We start from the raw sequence: 18,087 nt of genomic DNA, 5'->3' as shown, positions 1-18,087 counted from the left end.
CTCATCAGCGGGAAAACGATCAAGTTTACTGAAGCAGGCCTTGTAGGGCAATTAGAGCAGTCTGCAACCTATGCAGTGAAGTCTTGCGGGTTTTAGAAGTCAGAATGAGTACTACGCGAGATGCCTGGTACGGATGGCTTGCTATTACCTGGCTTAAATGGACGCCGTTGAGTCATCTTGGGCTGGAAATAGTGTGTGTCCGATTGAAAATAGGCAATTAAACCCTAACTAACAGGGCAAGCTGTTATTGCCACTGTCATCCCCTGTCGATTCAACAGGATTGGCGTACAATAGCGACATCTGAAGCAACCTGTGGGATGAAACCATGACCGACACCCTGGCGAACATCAAAGAGCAAATCGAATCCAACCCGGTATTGCTGTATATGAAAGGCAACCCGAACCAGCCCATGTGTGGCTTCTCTGCGCAGACGGTGCAGGCGGTGATGAGCTGCGGCAAGAAGTTTGCCTATGTTGATGTACTGTCCAACCCGGACATTCGTGCCGAACTGCCAAAATACGCCAATTGGCCGACTTTTCCGCAATTGTGGGTCAACGGTGAGCTGGTTGGTGGCTGTGACATCATTACCGATATGCACCAGAAGGGTGAGCTTAAAACCCTGATCGATGAAGTCGTTCCTGACGAAGAAGCCTGATCGGCTCAGTCTGAACCGCCAGTGGGTGACCGACAGGGTTGCCCGCTGATCTGGCCCGTTTCAGTGCAAGAAACCGGGTTTTGATCTGCCTAACAAGGCCCCTGCCATGACTCAGCCGCCCGAAGAACTCACCGATCACCAATTGTTGCGTTACAGCCGCCACATCCTGTTGCCACAGGTGGATATCGTGGGGCAGCAACGTATTGTTAACAGCCGCGTGCTTGTGCTTGGCGCTGGTGGATTGGGCAGCCCAATCTTGTTGTATCTTGCCGCGGCAGGTGTTGGTGAACTGTTGATTGCCGATGGCGACCGGGTCGATGAAACCAATCTGCAACGCCAGATTGTGCACCGCACCCGGGCCGTGGGTGAAAAGAAAACCTCGAGCGCCCGAGCCACCCTGGCCGAGCTGAACCCCGACGTAAAGGTTACTGAGATCGACAGTCACCTCGATGAGGCCAGCATGCTCGCCTGGGCCCGGGGCTGTGATGCCGTGGTTATTGGCACTGACAGTTTCAGCAGCCGTTATGCCGCCAACCGGGCCTGTATGGCTCTTGGTATACCGCTGATATCGGGGGCGGCGATCGGTTTATCGGGGCAACTCAGTGTCTTTGATTTTCGGCGTGAGGACAGCCCCTGCTACAGTTGCCTGTTTCCCGACGGTCAGGATGACGATGTCAGCTGCGCCACCGCTGGCGTTCTGGGGCCCGTGGTAGGTATCGTCGGGTCAGTGCAGGCCGTTGAAACCCTGAAGATACTGGCACAGTTTGGCGAGCCCCTGGTTGGAACGCTGCTGACACTGGATGCCACCGATCTTAGCTGGCAGCGGTTCCGGTTCAAGCGTCAGCCAGATTGTCCGGTTTGTCAGCAACGTTAGTGACACAGGTGCAAGCTCAGTAATAAGTTACTATTCTATAAGGCATTACCGGGTATGTGAGGTTTCCTTCCGCCACCGCACCCTGCGACTGAACGCAGGGTGACTGGTTGGTATCCCCGACCTGAACGGTCGGCGGTTTTGAGTCGTCAGACGATCGTTTCAGCGCAACAGGAGTACCATGATGGACACCCTCTTTCATAATGACACCGGTTTGAGCCATCAGTTCATCGTGGCCATGCCCGATATGAGTGACCCCTGGTTTACCGGCACCGTTTCCTATCTGTTCCAGCATGACGATGAAGGCTGTATGGGGCTGGTGATCAACCGGTTGACGTCCATGACTCTGGGCGAAGTGTTTGAATCACTCGACATCGAGTGCGATAACGCCGACTTGCTGGATCGCCCGGTGTACTCGGGCGGACCGGTGATGCCCGAGCACGGCTTTATCATTCATCGCTCCAACGAAGGTCCCTGGAGCAGTACCGTCAACAACGGTCACCTGAGCATTACCACCAGTCCGGATATTCTGCAGGCCATCGCCCGTGGCGCCGGCCCAGAGGACTATCTGGTGTGCCTGGGGTGTTCCGGTTGGTCGCCGGGTCAACTGGAAGGGGAGTTGAAAGGCAATGCCTGGCTGACCGTGCCGGGTGATCTGGCCCTGATCTTTGAAGAAGGGCTGGAAACCCGCTACGACGCGGCTTTGCGCAGGCTGGGCATTGATAAAACCTTTCTCAGTGACAGCGGTGGTCAAGCCTGAAGTCTGACCATAATCCTTTACAATCGAGCTTGAACCCTGTTCCGCTTCAGGCTTGGCCGTTCCCGGCCAAGCTGGTTCAATGCGGTATTAATCCTTTCCATTGGGAGTTGTCATGTCCACCGCCGTCTCTGTCATGCCTGGCCTCACACTAGCGGGTATCGGGCAAGGCTTTTGGCGCCTGTTGCCGTTGTCGCTCTTTGTCATCGTCTTTGGTCTCGCTTATGGGTTGGCGGCCGTTCAAACCGGGCTGACACCGGTGCAAACCGTCTTTATGAGTGTTGCTGTCTTTGCCGGAACGGCGCAATTTGCTGCTCTGGAACTCTGGGGGCCGCAAATACCCCTGGTGCCTCTGCTTATTACTACCTTCGCCATCAATGCCCGGCATTTGCTGATGGGTGCCAGCCTTTACCCCTGGCTGAAACAGGTGCCGCCCATACAGCGCTACGGGTCTTTGCTGGTGTTGTCTGATGCCAACTGGGCGATGACCCTGAACGATTGTCAGAATGGAAAACCCAATCTGGGCATGTTGGTCGGTGGTGGTATTGCCATCTGGCTGACCTGGATGGGCGGCACCTTGCTGGGAATGACCTTCGGCAACCTCATTGCCAATCCTGCCCGTTTCGGTCTGGACATGGTGATGGGCTGCTTTCTGTTATCCATGGTATTTGGTGGCCGCAGAAGCTGGCGACTGGTGCTTATCTGGTGTGTTGCGGCACTCAGCGGGTGGGTGGCTTACCGGTTTTTACCCGACAATACCCATGTGGTGGTGGGAGCCGTCGGTGGTGGTCTCGTCGGTCTGTTCTGGCTCGAACGCCCTTCCGGCGCACGCACCGTGGAGGAAGACGCATGATGGCTACCGATGGAATTAACGGTCTGATCGTAATTGCGCTAATGGCGGCAGTCAGTTTGCTGGCCCGGTTTGGCGGTGTACTGGTCATGGCTGTGGTACCGATCAATCACCGCGTTGAGAGTTTCATTAACGCCATGTCCGCTTCGGTCCTGGTCGCGGTTCTGGTACCGGTGGCTGTTGAAGGTGATTTGGCCGCGCGCATGGCCTTACTGGCAACGGCCATGGTCATGCTGGTCATGCGTCGGCCCATGCCGGCCATCGCGGCCGGCATTTCGGTAGCCGCTGGATGGCGGTACCTGATGTGACGCTGTTGTCATTCAACCCAGGTGGGTGTTGAAAAACGCCAGGGTCCGTTCCCAGGCCAACTCGGCGGCTGCTTCGTCGTAACGGGCGGTCGAATCGTTGTGAAAACCGTGGTTGGTGTCTGGGTAAATGTAAGCGGTATAGTCGACACCATTGTCTTTCAGGGTGGCTTCATAATCCGGCCAGGTTGCGTTGACCCGGTTGTCCAGTTCGGCAAATTGCAGCATCAGCGGGGCCTTTACCTGGTCTCGGATGTCTGTTGCAGCCGGGGTACCGTAAAACGGGACGCCGGCGTTTAACTGCTCTGGCATGCTTGCAGCCAGCATGTTCACGACATAGCCGCCATAGCAAAAGCCCACCGCACCGAGCTTACCGGTCGACGCTTCGTGGTTCTTCAAAAAGTCAGCGGCGGCCATAAAGTCGGCTTCCATCTTGGCGGAGTCCAGCGATCCTTGCATGCTGCGGCCCTCGTCGTCGTTGCCGGGGTAACCGCCGAGCGGGTAGAGTGCATCCGGTGCGAAGGCGATAAAACCCGCTTTGGCCAGACGCCGGGCCACATCTTCAATGTAGGGGTTAAGCCCGCGGTTTTCGTGAATGACCAGCACGACCGGTGCCTGGCCTTCAAGGTTGGTGGGCACCACCAAATACCCCTGGCCTTCGCCATGACCCCGGGGCGAAGGGAACTTGGTATAGGTGGCCATGATGTCCGGGTCATTGAATGACACCTGCTCGGCTTCGGCGTAATTGGGCATCAGTGCGGCCGTCAGCGTGCCCATGGCAATGCCGGTGGCCGAAAGCGACATCAGCCGGTTCATGAAGGTGCGACGGTCGATCAGACCGTGGGCATACTCGTCGTACCAGTCGAAGGCTTGCTGTGGGATGGGTTGATGGGGTTGGGTAGGGGACGTCGCTCGTGCAGGTGCTGGTGTCTGTGTCATGGTAGCTCCTCCCAGGAGTTGGCAAACCAGTTGATGAGTGTTTCGAATTATGTCGGACAAGCTGTCATTGAACCGCCATAGCACGATCAATTTTTATACGACACCGAAGCACCAACAGATGATAGACGCCCCTCATGACCCGGCGATTTACCAGCGTGTAAGAAGTTGGTATGGACCGCGAGTGGTCCATGCGGAAAGTTTCTAGCGAGCCCACCCAATGCTGAACAGCAGCGTAGAATGCACCGAGACATCCTCTGTTTCAGCCTGATAGAGAGCATTCACCCCCAGGCCGGCCGAGGCATTGAAGGTGTCCCAGCGCCACAGATACCCGGGAGTTACGCCCAGCCGATACGTCCAGTCGGTTGAGTAGTCATCCGTGTCAGTCGTTTCGTCATAGTCGTATCCGGTGACCTCCTGACCCGCCAGCGCAGACAACGTCCATTGCCAGCCTGTCTGAAAGGCGCCCTGTTCGAAGTAGGTGTAGTTCAAGCCTGCCTCAAACGCTGGTTCGACCCCGCTGACGGTGAGTGCCGGGCCCAGTGCATGGTGTTCGCCGAGCCTGACATCGACTTCCAGGTTGACGAAACTGCCGAACACCATCAGCGGGTTGGTCCGGATATTGACGATGTCTTGAGCCAGGGTGTGGGTTGCGAACAGCGACGCCAGCACCGTGATCAGAGTACTCTTCATTGCCATGATAAATTCCTTAGAAGGCGCGACCAATAGACAGTTCCCAGGCAGGGTAGACCCAGCCGTCAGCGCCAAAACTGCTGTTCCGACTGCTGGTTTGGTCGTCGATGTCGGCGACGAACTGAATGCCAATGCCGGCATTGACCAGAAAGTCTGACCACACCCACTGATAGGTTTGGGTGCCTTTGAATCGCAACCGGGCCGGACCCTTGTCATTGAAATCGGCTTTGGTGATGACGTTGGTGTGCCAGCCAGCATCGAAGACGCCCCGGTCAAACCAGTCTATACGAGCACCCAGCGAGGTGTTGCGTGCTCCGGAATACCATGCACCATCGTGTCGCCAGACACTGGCGCCCAGTGAGACAGTAGGGCTTATGGCCCGGTCGATTTCGAGATTGGGGAAGTCCGCAATCGCCATGAGCGGATCCATGCGTATTTTCCAGGCCGGGTCTGCCAGCGTCACACCTGGCAACAGCAAGGCAAGGGTCAGCAACCAGCGCAGCTTAAAAAGTGGGTTCACTCTGTTTTTCTCCCTGTGATTTACCTGAGGGTAATTGTCTTCAAGTCAGTATATGCCAGTGATTCTAGGGCGCACAGGCTGTATGGATGATGAACAAAAACTGCTATTCGCTCTGGCGCAAAGAGCATTCCCGCCGTTATCTGCCCAGGCGCTTGGTGAGCGGTGGTGAACTCCTTGTTCAAAAATATAGTGAAACCGGAAGTGGTCGGCCCGTCAGCAAGATGCGTATAGGTTGTCTCATTCTGTGTCGAACTTTGGCGAATAATAAGGGCTGTCAAATGATTGACAATGCCTTTCCACGGTTTCTGTTGAATGGTGACGGTTTTGCCACACTGCTGGTTAAAAAGTCATCAATGGACGTCCGTAATGGGTCGCTGGAAAGAGAATGGGGCAGTCGGAGCGGAGTTCGTAGGTTCACAGGTAAAGGTGCTGTTTTGTGATCCAGTTCACGGCTATTGTCTCTGGTAAAGAAAACAAAGCGTTGTTAACACGGCGCAGCAAATAACGAGGTTGTTATCATGGGGTTGATTAAGCTGTTCTCCCGGATGTCGGTTCGAAGACGTTTGGTCATTGGGTTTGGGTTGGTATTGGCGGTGATGCTCGCGATTACCGTGATCGGTGTGCGTAATGTGCAAACCATTGATCAGGGGTTAACCGCCATCACCGATCAGAATTCGGTGAAACAACGCTACGCCATTAATTTTCGGGGCAGTGTGCACGACCGTGCTATCGCCATACGTGACGTGGTTCTGGCGCCTGATACAGCCGCTCTGAACGAAGAAATTGCGATTATCGAGCGGCTGGAGCGCTTTTATCAGGAAAGTGCAGGTCCGTTGAACCGGTTACTGAACAATGGTGGCGATGTGTCCGCCAGTGAGCGGCAACTGCTCAGCCGCATTCAAGCCGTTGAACAACGCACAGAACCGCTGATTTCAGAGGTTATTGACCTGCGGCAAGCCGGCCAGCGCGAGGCAGCCGAACAACTCATGCTGACTGAAGCCAAGCCCGCTTTCATCGACTGGCTGGCATCAATCAACGCCTTCATTGACTACCAGGAAGCGCAAAGCCAGGCCATTACCGACGACATTCGTGAAGGCGCGGCAGGGTTCACAGCCTTTATGCTGTTGCTGACCGGGCTCGCCATTTTGTTCGGCATTGTGCTGGCGATCCTGATTGAACGCAGCCTGAAAGTCTCGTTGGGTGGTGAACCACGCGAAGTAGCCGATATTTTGTCGAAGGTTCAGGAAGGCGATCTGAGCCAGACGATCCGTACCTCACCGGAAGGCAGCGTGCTGTATTCGGTGCAACTGATGCAGAATCGGCTGGGTGAAGTGGTAACCAATATCGTGAACGCTTCACAGCAACTGGGCAAAGAAGCGGTTGTGTTGTCTCGGGAATCCAGTGATGCACTGACGATGGCAGAGCAGCAGGGCGAGTCGACGACCGATGCCGCCAATCGCCTGGAAACCATGCGCCAGAGTGTGCTGCATACCGCTGAATTGCTCGAAGATACCGAAGAAAACTCGTCGAAGACGGTTGAGCAGTCTGAATCCGGTCGTCGGTTGATTGCCGAGACGGCGATAGAAATTCGTAAGGTATCGGATGTGGTGCACGCGGCGGTTGATCAGATTCGTCAGCTGGAAGCCCGTACCGGCGAGATTGCCAACATAGCCGGTGTGATCAACGGTATTTCCGAGCAAACCAATTTGCTGGCGCTTAATGCGGCCATCGAGGCTGCCCGCGCTGGCGAATCCGGCCGTGGGTTCGCCGTGGTGGCCGATGAAGTGCGCACCCTGGCGCAGCGCACCGGCGATGCCACTGGCCAGATCGAATCGATGCTAGGACAGATTCGCAAGGAGACCCAGGCATCGGTGAATGCCATGGAATCAACCTTGCCGCAAATCGAGCATGGTCTGTCATTGAGTGAATCGTCCAATGAAGTGCTGACAACCATCGATAATCAGGCGAATGATTCGCTGAAAAAAGTTCGGCAGATCGTCGAAGTCATTCGCGTGCAGGTTGGCGACATCAATGACCTGGTCGCGTCGATGGAAGGCGTTACTGAGAGTTCTGGCAAATCGATCACCGCCCTGAAGGCGAATCAGAATGCGGTTAACACTCTAAACGGGCTCGCGGCTGACCTGGAAGGGGAAGTCGAGGTTTTTCAGGTGCCGGTGGACAACCGGTCGGTTAAAAAAGCGCGATAAGGTGAATGAGTAGAAAATAGAATGCGGCTGTCCGGTAGGGCAGCCGCATTTTTTTTGAGGATAGCAACTTAAGAATCACGGACCGCAGGCACAACCTGCTGACTGACCAGGCGATGCAACTGGTCGCGATAGCCGCTGCGGCCTGAAGGTTCGTTTTCCTCGGAGGTGATGGCGATGGTCAGCTCCAGCTCGGGCAAGACGTAGATCATCTGGCCACCGTACCCCCAGCCATAGTAGCCATCGACGCCGGAAAAGGTTTGCATAAACCAGCCATAGCCGTATCCACCGCCATGAAATCGGGACCGGGTACGTCGTTCCCAGCTTTCGTCAATCCACTCTTGCGACAGCAGTTGCTCTCCGTCTTCCGTCTGGCCATTCCGGCGAAAGAGTTCACCCAATGCCAGCAGGGATTCCGGTGTCATGCCCACCTGGTTGCCACCCATGGGAATGCCCTGGGGGTCTTTCAGCCAGCTGTCTACCCGTATACCGGCGGGTGCCAGCCAGCGGTTGGCCAGGCTGTGGGTGGACTCTCCGGCTTCACGCATCAGAATGGCCGACAGCAAGTGGGTACTGCCGGTTGAATATTGCATGTCGCCACCGGGTTCTTCCTCGAACGGCCGGGCGAGAGCATTTTTCACCCAGTTATCACTGACAACCCAGGCGCCGTAGTTGCGCCCGGAGGTTCGTTCCAGTCCGGCCTGCATCGACAGCAAATGGCCAATGGTAATGTCATTTAACCGCGGGTCGGGGTTCTCTGGAAGCTGGTCTTGCAGCAGTGGCGCGATGGGTTGATCAACGCCGTCGAGAATGCCCTTGTCGATGGCTATGCCGACCAACGTAGCGACCAGTGTCTTTGATGCTGACTTGATGTTGGTGGAGGCTGACAGGCTGGCCCCGTTGTAAGCCTCGGCCCAGATGATCTCGCCCTGATGGGCGATATGGATGGTTTTCAGGGTGGCTAACGATCCGGTTGCCGATTGCAGCCCGGATCTGAGTGCCGCGCTGTCGACCGCAAAAACCGGTGCGGATGCCAGCAGTGTGATGGTCAGAGTTGTCAGAGCGCGGGCCGGAACAGGTGCTCCGAACGACAGTAATTGCATGCAGCCTTCCTGTGAAACGTGGCTCTTTGATACGCACACCACGCCGGCTTTGGTTCAGTCGCTCCGGCGTGTGCGTTGATCAGGTTAACTGAAACCGGCCCACCAGTGCGGTTTGGTTTCGGGCCAGTTCGCGCAGTTGCTGGCTGTTGCTGGCCGCCTGGCGGGCCGTTTCGGCCAGGGATTCCGCCATATCGGAAATATGTACCACGTTTTCGGTGACTTCACGGGCTACGGCACTTTGCTCTTCCGACGCCGTCGCGATCGAATGGCTCATGTCGTTGATGTCTGCCAGGCGTTTGACCATGGCCGCCAGTGAGTCGCCGGTCTGTTGAGACTGGCTGGCCGAGGCCTGCGCCAGTGACTGATTGCTCGACATAATGGCTACGGCCTGTTCGGATTGCTGCTGTAACCGGTCAATCATCACGCGAATGTCGTTTGCCGACTGTTGTGACCGGGTCGCGAGCGTGCGGACCTCGTCGGCCACCACGGCGAAGCCCCGGCCCTGCTCGCCGGCCCGCGCGGCTTCAATCGCGGCATTCAGGGCCAGCAGGTTGGTTTGCTCGGCGATGGCCTGAATGACATCGAGTATGGTAGCCACCTGCTGGCTTTCATCCCGCAGGGTCTCAATCACGGTTTTGGCGTGCGCCTGGGAGTCGTTCAATTGCCGCGCCGAGTCAATGTTTTGCGTCATGCTGGCCATGTTCTGCTCGGCCGACTCCGTCACTTCAGACACTTCGGTGCGCGTGCGCTCCGCATTGGCGGCCACTTCCTGAATGGCGCTTTCCATTTCGGTGATGGCTGTGGCCACCGACTGGGTCTGCTCCTGCTGTTGCTCGACACTGGCGCGCGTGGTTGCGCTGACTTCCGACGTACTGGCCGACAATTCAGCCACCTGCTCGGAAGACGTCCGGATGTCGCGAATGACATCGCTGAGCCGGTCGGCCAGGGTATTCACGTTGCGGGCAATCTGTCCTATTTCGTCACTGGAGGTGTGTTTGATGCGTTCGCCCAGATGGCCCTGTGCCAACTGGTCCAGCACGGCCAGGGTTTCGGCCATTGGCTTGCGAATAGAGCGGACGATGGAAAACCCGATGAGCACCGATATGACCAGCGCCATCACCAGCAAGCCCAGGGTGATGGCAATGGCCCGGGTGGCCATGGCATTGCCTTCCTGGGTGGCCCGCGCCGACACACTGCGCGTCGCGCCGACCAGAGTGTCCAGTGCGGTGAGGTTGGAATCCATGGTGTCGTTCAGTTCAAGCAGAACCAGGGTGCTTTGCTCGTTCAGTTCAACATAGCGCTTGTGGCTTTGAAACAACCCCGATTCGCCGGCAATGGCGGTGCGCAACAGATCGATATAGTCATTGGTGTCGGCGGCATAGCGGGCAAAATTCGATTCGATCGATTCCGCCTTGGCGTTCAGCTGTTCCAGAGTTGTGGTTAACTGGGACTCGATCTGGCCCATGCGTTCGGAAGAATTGATTGCCAGCGCCCGCTGCAGGTAGGCCTGAGCGCCCTCAGCCTGGGAAACGATGTAATCGATTTCCCATTGCAGACCCGAATCCCCCTGAGCAGTAGCCCTGGAACCAATGGCGTTCAGATCCCCGGTAAAGAATATCCATTCATCGTCAAATTGCTGGGCTTGCTCCAGAGCATTCAGGCGGGTCTGCACCCGCTGATTTTGCAGCGCCAGATGGTTGGCGCCGGTTGCGAAGAGCGAGTCAGCCAGGGGCTGGCTGGCAGCCAGTTGATCACGAATGTCCGGATAGGCTTCGAGCCGTTGCATCAGGCTCTGAAACAGGCTGTCGTAACCGTTGCGCGCGTTACTGAATTGGCTTTCAAGCAGGGTTCTGCGCTCTGCATCGTCGGCATTGGCGTGCAGGATAACCGCCCGGTTCGCCTCCTGAAGGGTGTTACGCAGCCGGTTGGTATCATCCAGCAAGGGGCCCAACTGACCTGACGTCAGCTCCAGTTGTCTGGCCAGACGGTTTTCAACGAACAGCGAGTAGAGCGTAATCATCGAAAACAAGATCAGCAGAGTGGTAAAACCGGCAATAACCCGGGCAATCAGGGACAGCTTCATAGTGTTGATCCAAAACCTGATAGGGCCGGCCGTGACCGGGCACCGTTGAACGTGTGAGAACTGTGATTATGCCGTTATTTGATCGATCGGTCAGTTATTGTTCTGTGACAATTTTGTTGACCTGGCATGGAAGGCTATCGGCCAGGCCGCGCGAGGGTTTAGGGGCGATGGGCATTGTGAGGATCGAACGTAGAGGGTGTTGATCAGAAAATACGCCGGATCAATCCCCGATGGGGTGATCCGGCGCTGGCCGGTCAGCCTTGCAGCTTGTTTTTCAGAATATCATTCACCTGGGCCGGGTTGGCCTGGCCTTTGGAGGCTTTCATCACCTGGCCGACAAAAAAGCCAAACAGCTTGTCCTTACCACTGCGGTAATCGGCTACCTGGGCGGGGTTGTTGGCGATCACCTCGTCGATCATCGCCTCGATGGCGCCGGAATCGCTGACTTGTTTCAGGCCCTGTGCCTCGATGATCTCGTCGGCCGACCCTTCGCCCCGGAACATGGCTTCGAACACGGTTTTGGCGATCTTGTTGGAGACGGTGTTGTCTTGTATGCGCTGTATCAGCAAACCGAGGTCCGTCGCCGAGACCGGGCTGTCGGCGATGTCCTGTTCATAGCGGTTCAACTGGCCTGCCAGTTCACCCATGCACCAGTTGGCGGCCAGCTTGGCGTCTTTGGTGACGTCGACCACGGCCTCGAAATAATCGGCCATGGCGCGGCTGGCGGCCAGTACCGTGGCATCGTAGTCGGAAAGGCTGTAGTCGGCCTTGAACCGCTGGATTTTGGCATCCGGCAGTTCCGGCAGGTGGTCTTTTACGTCCTGAATGTAGGCGTCGTCGATCTCAACCGGCAGCAGGTCGGGTTCGGGGAAATAGCGATAATCGTTGGCGAACTCTTTCGAGCGCATGCTGCGGGTTTCGTTCTTGTCGGCATCGTATAGCCGGGTTTCCTGAGTAACCGTGCCGCCGTCTTCGATGACATCGATGTGGCGTTGAACCTCAACGTTGATCGCTTTTTCAACAAACTTGAAGGAGTTGATGTTCTTGATTTCGGTCCGGGTACCGAATTCAGTCTGGCCTTTGGGCCGAACCGAGACGTTGGCGTCACAACGCAGGCTGCCTTCGGCCATGTTGCCGTCGGAAATGCCGATGTAGGTGACGATGCTGTGAATCTTCTTCAGATAGGCCACGGCTTCCTTGGCCGAACGCATGTCCGGTTCGGAGACGATCTCCAGCAATGGCGTGCCGGCCCGGTTCAGGTCGATGCCGGTCATGCCCTCGAAGTCTTCATGCAGGGATTTACCGGCATCTTCTTCCAGGTGCGCCCGGGTCACGCCGATGGTGCGGGTGCTGCCGTCGTCGAGCACAATGTCGACTTCGCCCAGCCCGACGATGGGGTCGTCCATCTGGGTGATCTGATAGCCTTTGGGCAGATCGGGGTAGAAATAGTTCTTGCGGTCGAACACCGAGCGCTTGCCAATGTGCGCGTCGATTGCCAGGCCAAAGGCGACGGCCTTGCGCAGGGCGTTCTCGTTGAACACCGGCAGGGCGCCGGGCATGGCCAGATCGACCAGACTCGCCTGGGTGTTCGGCTCGGCGCCGTACTGGGTACTGGAGCCGGAGAATATCTTGGATCGGGTTGAAAGCTGAACGTGTATTTCCAGCCCGATTACGGTTTCCCATTCCATCTTTGGGTCCTCTGCTGGCAGCGGGCGCTGGGGCCTGCTGCTCACGTGCGATTAACGGATGCGTGCGTGTCGTTCAATTGGCTCAAAAACCAGTCTCAGAGTGCCGGTGCCTGCTGATGCCAGTCGGTCACCTGCTGGTACTGGTGGCCGATGTTCAGCAAATGACTCTCCTCGAAATAATTACCGATCAGCTGCAGGCCCACCGGTAGCCCACCGACCTGGCCACAGGGCAGGGCCAGGGCGGGCAGGCCAGCCAGGTTGGTCGACAGCGTATAGATATCTTCCAGGTACATGGCCACCGGGTCGTTGCTTTTCTCTCCCAGAGTCCAGGCCGGTGAGGGCGTGGTGGGGGCGAGAATGACATCGACGTCCTGAAAACCCGTCTGGAAATCGTCGCGTATCAGGCGGCGCAGTTGCTGGGCTTTCTTGTAGTAGGCATCGTAGTAGCCGGCCGACAGTGCGTAGGTACCGACCAGTATCCGGCGCTGAACTTCCGCGCCAAAGCCTTCGGCGCGGCTGCGCTTGTACAGATCTTCGAGATCCACCGGGTCTTTGCAGCGGTAACCGTAGCGGACGCCGTCGTAGCGCGACAGGTTGGTCGAGGCTTCAGCCGGGGCAATGATGTAATAGGCCGGAATCGACAGCTCGGTGCGAGGCAGCGAGATTTCCTTGACCGTTGCACCGAGTTTTTCCAACTCGCTGACTGCGGCCATCACGGCGGCCCGGATGCCGTCGTTCAGGCCATCACCGAAATACTCTTTCGGTAAACCGATACGCAGGCCTGCCAGGGGCTCGTTCAGGCGCGCCTGATAATCGTCTACGGGCCGGTTCATGCTGGTAGAGTCTTTCGGGTCAAAGCCGGCAATGGCGTTCAGCATCAGCGCCGCATCTTCGGCGGTTTGCGTCATCGGGCCGCCGCAATCGAGCGATGAGCCGTAGGCAATCATGCCCCAGCGCGAAACCCGGCCATAAGTCGGCTTCAGGCCGGTAATGCCGGTGAATGCGGCTGGCTGGCGTATGGAGCCGCCGGTATCGGTACCGGTGGCCGCCGCCGCCAGACGCGCTGCCACAGCCGTTGCCGAGCCGCCCGAGGAGCCACCGGGCACGGTATCCCGGTTCCAGGGGTTGCGGGTTGGGCCGTAGTAGCTCGATTCAGTGGAAGACCCCATCGCAAATTCATCGAGGTTGGTTTTACCGAGCATGACCGCACCGGCACCGGCGAGGCGAGCGGTTACCGTCGACTCATAGGGCGCGATGAAGTTGTCGAGCATCCGTGAGCCACAGCTGGTGCGTACGCCCTGGGTGCAGAAAATGTCTTTGTGAGCGATCGGCAGCCCGGTCAGCGGACCGGCATTGCCGGCGGCGCGGTGTTCATCGGCCGTGGCCGCCTGAGCCAGGGCTATGTCGTCGGTGACGCTGATATAGGCGTTGAGGTCGGCATTGTGCTGCCGGATGCGCTCCAGGTAGGCCTGTGTCAGCTCCACGCTGCTGAAATCGCCCCGGGCCAGACCGGCGGCGAGCTGGGTCAGTGTTTTATCTAACATGTCGGGTCTGGCTCACTCTATGACTTTGGGGACAAGGTACAGGCCATCGGCCGCGCTCGGTGCAATTGCCTGGTAGGCATCGCGCTGATTGTGCTCGGTGACTTCGTCGGGGCGCAGCCGCGCGGTGGCATCCAAGGGGTTCGACAGCGGCTCGACACCCTCGGTATCGATCTTTTGCAACTGGTCGGCAAGATCGAGAATGCTCGACAGACTGGCCACGGTGGCGGCCATAGCGTCCTCCGTGACTTGCAAGCGAGCCAGTTGGGCAACATTTTCCACCTGGGAGCGGTCTAGGCTCATGGTTGTGGATCTCCTGGGGCTAAATTAGGGGTCAAACCACGCCGTTCAATGCGATTGAAGCAGGCTTTACACATGGCTTCTTGTGGCATTGGGCGGATGGATGACAAATCTGGTGCATTTTCACGGGCCGAGCCTGGCGCTTGCCTTCCCAACCTGAATTGATGACGGGCGTGATTCAAACCTGTGAATCTGCACCGGTGTTCAATTCACATTAGGATGTATTAACGCTTTAACTCTACCCAATAAATCATTGATGAGGCATAAGTTATCATATTTACAGCTTGCCCAAAATCCCTGCCATTGATACATTGCCGGGCTGTGTCATGGCTTTAATAGTGTGGATTTATTGGGTTGTCATCAGGAAATCCTGTAGCCGGTTTCCCATACCCTCTTGTACCGCACCCATCAGAATTGGAATCATCAAAAAATGTTTAAAAAGATTCGGGGACTTTTTTCAAGCGACTTGTCGATTGACCTGGGTACGGCAAACACGCTGATTTATGTGCGCGATCGCGACATCGTCTTGAATGAACCGTCGGTTGTGGCTGTGCGCCTGACCGGAAACCAGAAAACCGTTGCCGCCGTTGGCGAAGAAGCCAAACGCATGCTCGGCCGCACACCGGGCAGCATTCAGGCTATCCGGCCGCTGAAAGACGGCGTGATTGCCGACTTTCACGTCACTGAAAAAATGCTGCAGCATTTTATCGCCAAAGTACACGAAAACAGCTGGTTTGCGCCGAGCCCCCGAGTGTTGATTTGTGTACCGTGCAAATCCACCCAGGTAGAACGAAAAGCCATTCGCGAGTCGGCCTTTGGTGCCGGTGCCCGTGAAGTGTTTCTGGTTGAAGAACCCATGGCGGCGGCGATAGGTGCTGGCCTGCCGGTCGAGGAAGCCCGTGGCTCCATGGTGGTGGACATCGGCGGTGGCACTACGGAAATTGCTGTTATTTCCTTGAACGGTGTGGTCTATGCCGAATCCGTCCGTGTCGGTGGTGACCGTTTCGATGAAGCCATCGTGGCCTATATTCGTCGCAACTACGGCTCGCTGATCGGTGAAGCGACGGCCGAACGCATTAAAATTGAAATTGGCTGTGCCTACCCGGGAACCGAGATTCGCGAGATCGATGTGCGAGGCCGTAACCTGGCCGAAGGCATTCCGCGTAGCTTTACCCTGAACTCCAATGAAGTGCTCGAAGCGTTGCAGGAAAGTCTCTCCGCGATCGTTCAGGCGGTGAAAAGCGCGCTGGAGCAAACACCGCCCGAGCTGGCCTCCGACATCGCCGAGCGCGGCCTTGTGCTGACCGGTGGTGGCGCCCTGTTGCGGGATATCGACAAGCTGTTGAGCGAAGAAACCGGCTTGCCGGTGCTTGTGGCTGACGATCCGCTGACCTGTGTGGCCCGCGGTGGCGGCCGTGCACTGGAAATGATGGATGAACGTGTGTTCGACTTTTTCAGTGAATAATGGTCGCCTGCAGCCAGTGCCGGCCTGAAGCCGGCCTGACTGCACTGTTTGCGACCCGAATTTCATAGGAGAGTCTGTCATCAAAGCGCTGTTTTCTGCCGGCCCACAGCACGGTTATCGTCTATTGGTAGCTGTGGTGGTCTCTGTCGCGCTGATGGCTCTGGATGCCCGCTACACCCAGGTCGATTATCTGCGACAGACCCTGTCTTATCTGGTATCTCCCGTACAATCCCTGATCAGCCTGCCCACCGATATGGTGGAATGGTCGAGCCGCACCTTCGCCGAGCGCGATGAGCTGATCGAAGATAACCGTTCACTGAACAATCAGGTGCTCGTGCTCCGGCAGCAGGCGCAACGGCTGGCCGTGCTTGAGGCAGAAAACGAGCGCTTGCGTCGTTTGCTGGATGCGACTCCGCGCTTCGAAGCCGACTACCTGACCGCCGAAATGCTCAGTGTCGACCCGGATCCTTTCACTCATCAGGTTATTATTAACCGCGGCGCCCAGGATGGTGTCTATGTTGGCCAGGCCGTGCTCGACGCCACCGGGTTGTTTGGCCAGGTGATTCAGGTCAACTCTCTTACTTCCCGGGTTTTGATGGTGGCGGACGCCAACCATGCAGTTCCGGTGCAAATTAACCGCAACGGCATGCGCAGCATTGTGGTGGGTACCGGTGATCTGAACGTGCTGGAAATGGAGTTTGTACCCAGCACGGCCGATGTAAAGATCGGCGATCTGCTGATCACCTCCGGTCTGGCCGGGCGATTCCCGGAAGGCTATCCGGTCGCTGAAGTTCAGGCTATTGAATACGATACCGGCGAACCCTTTGCGACCATTCGGGCCAAACCGCTGGCTGAACTGTCACGCAGTCGAAATTTACTGCTCATCTTCAAGCGGGAGTCGGAATGAAAACCAAACCCGCCAAGGGCTTGTGGGTTATCGCCCTCAGTTTCTTTATCGCTTATTTGCTTGCCGCGGTTCCGCTGCCACAGATGATTGCGCTGGCCAGACCCGACTGGGTTGGTCTGTTTCTTATTTTCTGGGTCCTGGTGTTGCCCGACCGGGTTGGCATTACCGTTGGTTTTTGCGTGGGCTTGTTGCAAGACGTGGTGCTGGGTACCTATCTCGGGGTGTTTGCTCTGTCGTACAGCGGGCTGGTGTATCTGGTGCTGCTGTTGCATCAGCGGCTGCGCATGTACCCGATCTTGCAGCAGGCACTGGTCGTGTTTCTGATCATTGCGGTCAGTCAGTTGCTGGTGCAATGGTGTCGTGATTTTCTGGGGTCGGGCATCACCGGCGAGATGCATTTGCTGCCGTCGCTGGTCAGTGCCTTGCTGTGGCCCTGGGTATACGTGATTTTGCGGGCGTTGCAATTGCGGTTCCGGGTTCAGTAGGCGTTGATGCTTACGCTGTGTGCCGTCGCTGCACGCTTTGACCGGCCGGCCAATTTTTGACCTCGTTTTTATTGGAAGGAGTCTTCATGTCCCTGTACCTGGCTTCACAGTCTCCCCGCCGACGTGAATTACTGAGCGGCCTGGGGGTTGAGTTTTCCATTTTGCCTATCGACATTGATGAGCGCATGCAGTCGCTGGAAAGTGCAGCCGATTACGTCAGCCGCCTGGCCCGCGAAAAGGCGGCCGCCGGATTGGCGGTTGTTGCAGGAAGGGGCGAATCCGGTGCGCTGGTGCTGGGTTCCGATACGGCCGTTGTGGTCGACCGGGATATTCTCGGTAAACCGCGCGACCGGGACGACTTTCTCGATATGATGGAACGGCTGTCCGGTCGGGCGCACGATGTGATGACCGCCGTCGCGCTGGCCAGCCACGATCGGGTGGAGGTTGAGGTAGTGACCTCCCGGGTTGTCTTCGCCGAGCTGATGCCGGAACAGGCCCGTGCCTACTGGGATACGCAGGAACCCTGTGATAAAGCCGGAGGCTACGCGGTACAGGGGTTGGCCTCGGTGTTTATCAAACGGATTGAAGGCAGCTATTCTGCTATTGTAGGTCTACCACTGCGCGAAACGGCCCAGTTACTGACCCGGCGTGGTGTTACGGTCTGGGATGGAGCCCTGGTGTCAATCTAATCGGGTGATGGTTACAGTAGAGCGGCCAGACAGTG

General features: G+C 57.1%; 18 protein-coding genes. 10 read left to right on the top strand and 8 right to left on the bottom strand.

Translation table 11 applies throughout. The features are described from left to right. Positions 1-325 precede the first annotated feature (325 nt). The 5 genes from grxD to ACHUE7_RS09430 all read left to right on the top strand — a co-directional run bounded on the left by grxD (position 326) and on the right by ACHUE7_RS09430 (position 3,441). Positions 326-655 carry a Grx4 family monothiol glutaredoxin gene (grxD, locus tag ACHUE7_RS09450; RefSeq protein WP_368055461.1) on the top strand — a complete coding sequence of 110 codons (330 nt, stop codon included), beginning with the start codon at positions 326-328 and terminating at the stop codon, positions 653-655. Between the two features lie 106 nt (positions 656-761). After that, positions 762-1,529: a HesA/MoeB/ThiF family protein gene (locus ACHUE7_RS09445; protein WP_394169743.1), complete on the top strand. Its 768-nt coding sequence runs from the start codon at positions 762-764 to the stop codon at positions 1,527-1,529. Positions 1,530-1,707: 178 nt separating this feature from the next. Beyond that, the gene (locus ACHUE7_RS09440; RefSeq protein ID WP_348475712.1) at positions 1,708-2,286 is read left to right on the top strand and encodes a YqgE/AlgH family protein; all 579 of its coding nucleotides are present in this window, start codon (positions 1,708-1,710) and stop codon (positions 2,284-2,286) included. A gap of 112 nt (positions 2,287-2,398) precedes the next feature. After that, positions 2,399-3,136, top strand: a complete 738-nt coding sequence (locus ACHUE7_RS09435) for an AzlC family ABC transporter permease (RefSeq protein ID WP_394169742.1) — start codon at positions 2,399-2,401, stop codon at positions 3,134-3,136. Beyond that, a complete protein-coding gene (locus ACHUE7_RS09430; RefSeq protein ID WP_394169741.1) occupies positions 3,133-3,441 on the top strand; it encodes an AzlD family protein in 309 nt (102 codons plus the stop codon). Before ACHUE7_RS09435 ends, ACHUE7_RS09430 begins: the two co-directional genes overlap by 4 nt. 12 nt (positions 3,442-3,453) lie before the next feature. Here ACHUE7_RS09430 and ACHUE7_RS09425 read toward each other — a convergent pair whose 3' ends face one another. The 3 genes from ACHUE7_RS09425 to ACHUE7_RS09415 form a co-directional block, all read right to left on the bottom strand. Beyond that, complete coding sequence (locus ACHUE7_RS09425; RefSeq protein WP_394169740.1) at positions 3,454-4,377, bottom strand: dienelactone hydrolase family protein; 924 nt, start codon at positions 4,375-4,377, stop codon at positions 3,454-3,456. 201 nt (positions 4,378-4,578) lie between these two features. Beyond that, the gene (locus ACHUE7_RS09420) at positions 4,579-5,073 is read right to left on the bottom strand and encodes a hypothetical protein (protein ID WP_394169739.1); all 495 of its coding nucleotides are present in this window, start codon (positions 5,071-5,073) and stop codon (positions 4,579-4,581) included. Positions 5,074-5,083: 10 nt separating this feature from the next. Next, the gene (locus ACHUE7_RS09415) at positions 5,084-5,587 is read right to left on the bottom strand and encodes a hypothetical protein (protein WP_394169738.1); all 504 of its coding nucleotides are present in this window, start codon (positions 5,585-5,587) and stop codon (positions 5,084-5,086) included. Positions 5,588-6,105: 518 nt separating this feature from the next. Here ACHUE7_RS09415 and ACHUE7_RS09410 point away from each other — a divergent pair. Beyond that, a complete protein-coding gene (locus ACHUE7_RS09410; protein WP_394169737.1) occupies positions 6,106-7,794 on the top strand; it encodes a methyl-accepting chemotaxis protein in 1,689 nt (562 codons plus the stop codon). A gap of 68 nt (positions 7,795-7,862) precedes the next feature. Here the strand turns inward: ACHUE7_RS09410 and ACHUE7_RS09405 are convergent, their stop codons facing one another. The 5 genes from ACHUE7_RS09405 to gatC all read right to left on the bottom strand — a co-directional run bounded on the left by ACHUE7_RS09405 (position 7,863) and on the right by gatC (position 14,509). Continuing rightward, positions 7,863-8,894, bottom strand: a complete 1,032-nt coding sequence (locus tag ACHUE7_RS09405) for a serine hydrolase domain-containing protein (protein WP_394169736.1) — start codon at positions 8,892-8,894, stop codon at positions 7,863-7,865. 79 nt (positions 8,895-8,973) lie between these two features. Next, the gene (locus ACHUE7_RS09400) at positions 8,974-10,977 is read right to left on the bottom strand and encodes a methyl-accepting chemotaxis protein (RefSeq protein WP_394169735.1); all 2,004 of its coding nucleotides are present in this window, start codon (positions 10,975-10,977) and stop codon (positions 8,974-8,976) included. 254 nt (positions 10,978-11,231) lie between these two features. After that, positions 11,232-12,665 (bottom strand): Asp-tRNA(Asn)/Glu-tRNA(Gln) amidotransferase subunit GatB, encoded by a 1,434-nt coding sequence (gene gatB / locus ACHUE7_RS09395; protein ID WP_394169734.1) that lies wholly within the window; start codon positions 12,663-12,665, stop codon positions 11,232-11,234. Positions 12,666-12,760: 95 nt separating this feature from the next. Then, positions 12,761-14,209: an Asp-tRNA(Asn)/Glu-tRNA(Gln) amidotransferase subunit GatA gene (gatA, locus tag ACHUE7_RS09390; RefSeq protein ID WP_394169733.1), complete on the bottom strand. Its 1,449-nt coding sequence runs from the start codon at positions 14,207-14,209 to the stop codon at positions 12,761-12,763. Positions 14,210-14,221: 12 nt separating this feature from the next. Continuing rightward, complete coding sequence (gene gatC, locus ACHUE7_RS09385) at positions 14,222-14,509, bottom strand: Asp-tRNA(Asn)/Glu-tRNA(Gln) amidotransferase subunit GatC (protein WP_394169732.1); 288 nt, start codon at positions 14,507-14,509, stop codon at positions 14,222-14,224. Positions 14,510-14,936: 427 nt separating this feature from the next. Here gatC and ACHUE7_RS09380 point away from each other — a divergent pair, with 427 nt between their 5' ends. From ACHUE7_RS09380 to ACHUE7_RS09365, 4 genes are all read left to right on the top strand, one after another. Next, positions 14,937-15,971, top strand: a complete 1,035-nt coding sequence (locus ACHUE7_RS09380; RefSeq protein WP_127554947.1) for a rod shape-determining protein — start codon at positions 14,937-14,939, stop codon at positions 15,969-15,971. Positions 15,972-16,035: 64 nt separating this feature from the next. Beyond that, complete coding sequence (gene mreC, locus ACHUE7_RS09375; RefSeq protein WP_394169888.1) at positions 16,036-16,878, top strand: rod shape-determining protein MreC; 843 nt, start codon at positions 16,036-16,038, stop codon at positions 16,876-16,878. Further along, positions 16,875-17,363, top strand: a complete 489-nt coding sequence (gene mreD / locus ACHUE7_RS09370) for a rod shape-determining protein MreD (RefSeq protein ID WP_127554949.1) — start codon at positions 16,875-16,877, stop codon at positions 17,361-17,363. Before mreC ends, mreD begins: the two co-directional genes overlap by 4 nt. An 86-nt stretch (positions 17,364-17,449) precedes the next feature. Beyond that, on the top strand, positions 17,450-18,052 hold the full coding sequence (locus ACHUE7_RS09365) for a Maf family protein (protein WP_348475702.1): 603 nt from the start codon (positions 17,450-17,452) through the stop codon (positions 18,050-18,052). The last annotated feature ends 35 nt before the right edge of the window (positions 18,053-18,087 follow it).

This window comes from Saccharospirillum alexandrii (genome assembly GCF_043641555.1).
In the GTDB taxonomy this organism is placed as follows: Bacteria; Pseudomonadota; Gammaproteobacteria; order Pseudomonadales; family Natronospirillaceae; genus Saccharospirillum; species Saccharospirillum alexandrii_A.
Note: the sequence above shows the minus strand (reverse complement) of the source record. Positions and strands in the feature narration are given on the sequence as shown.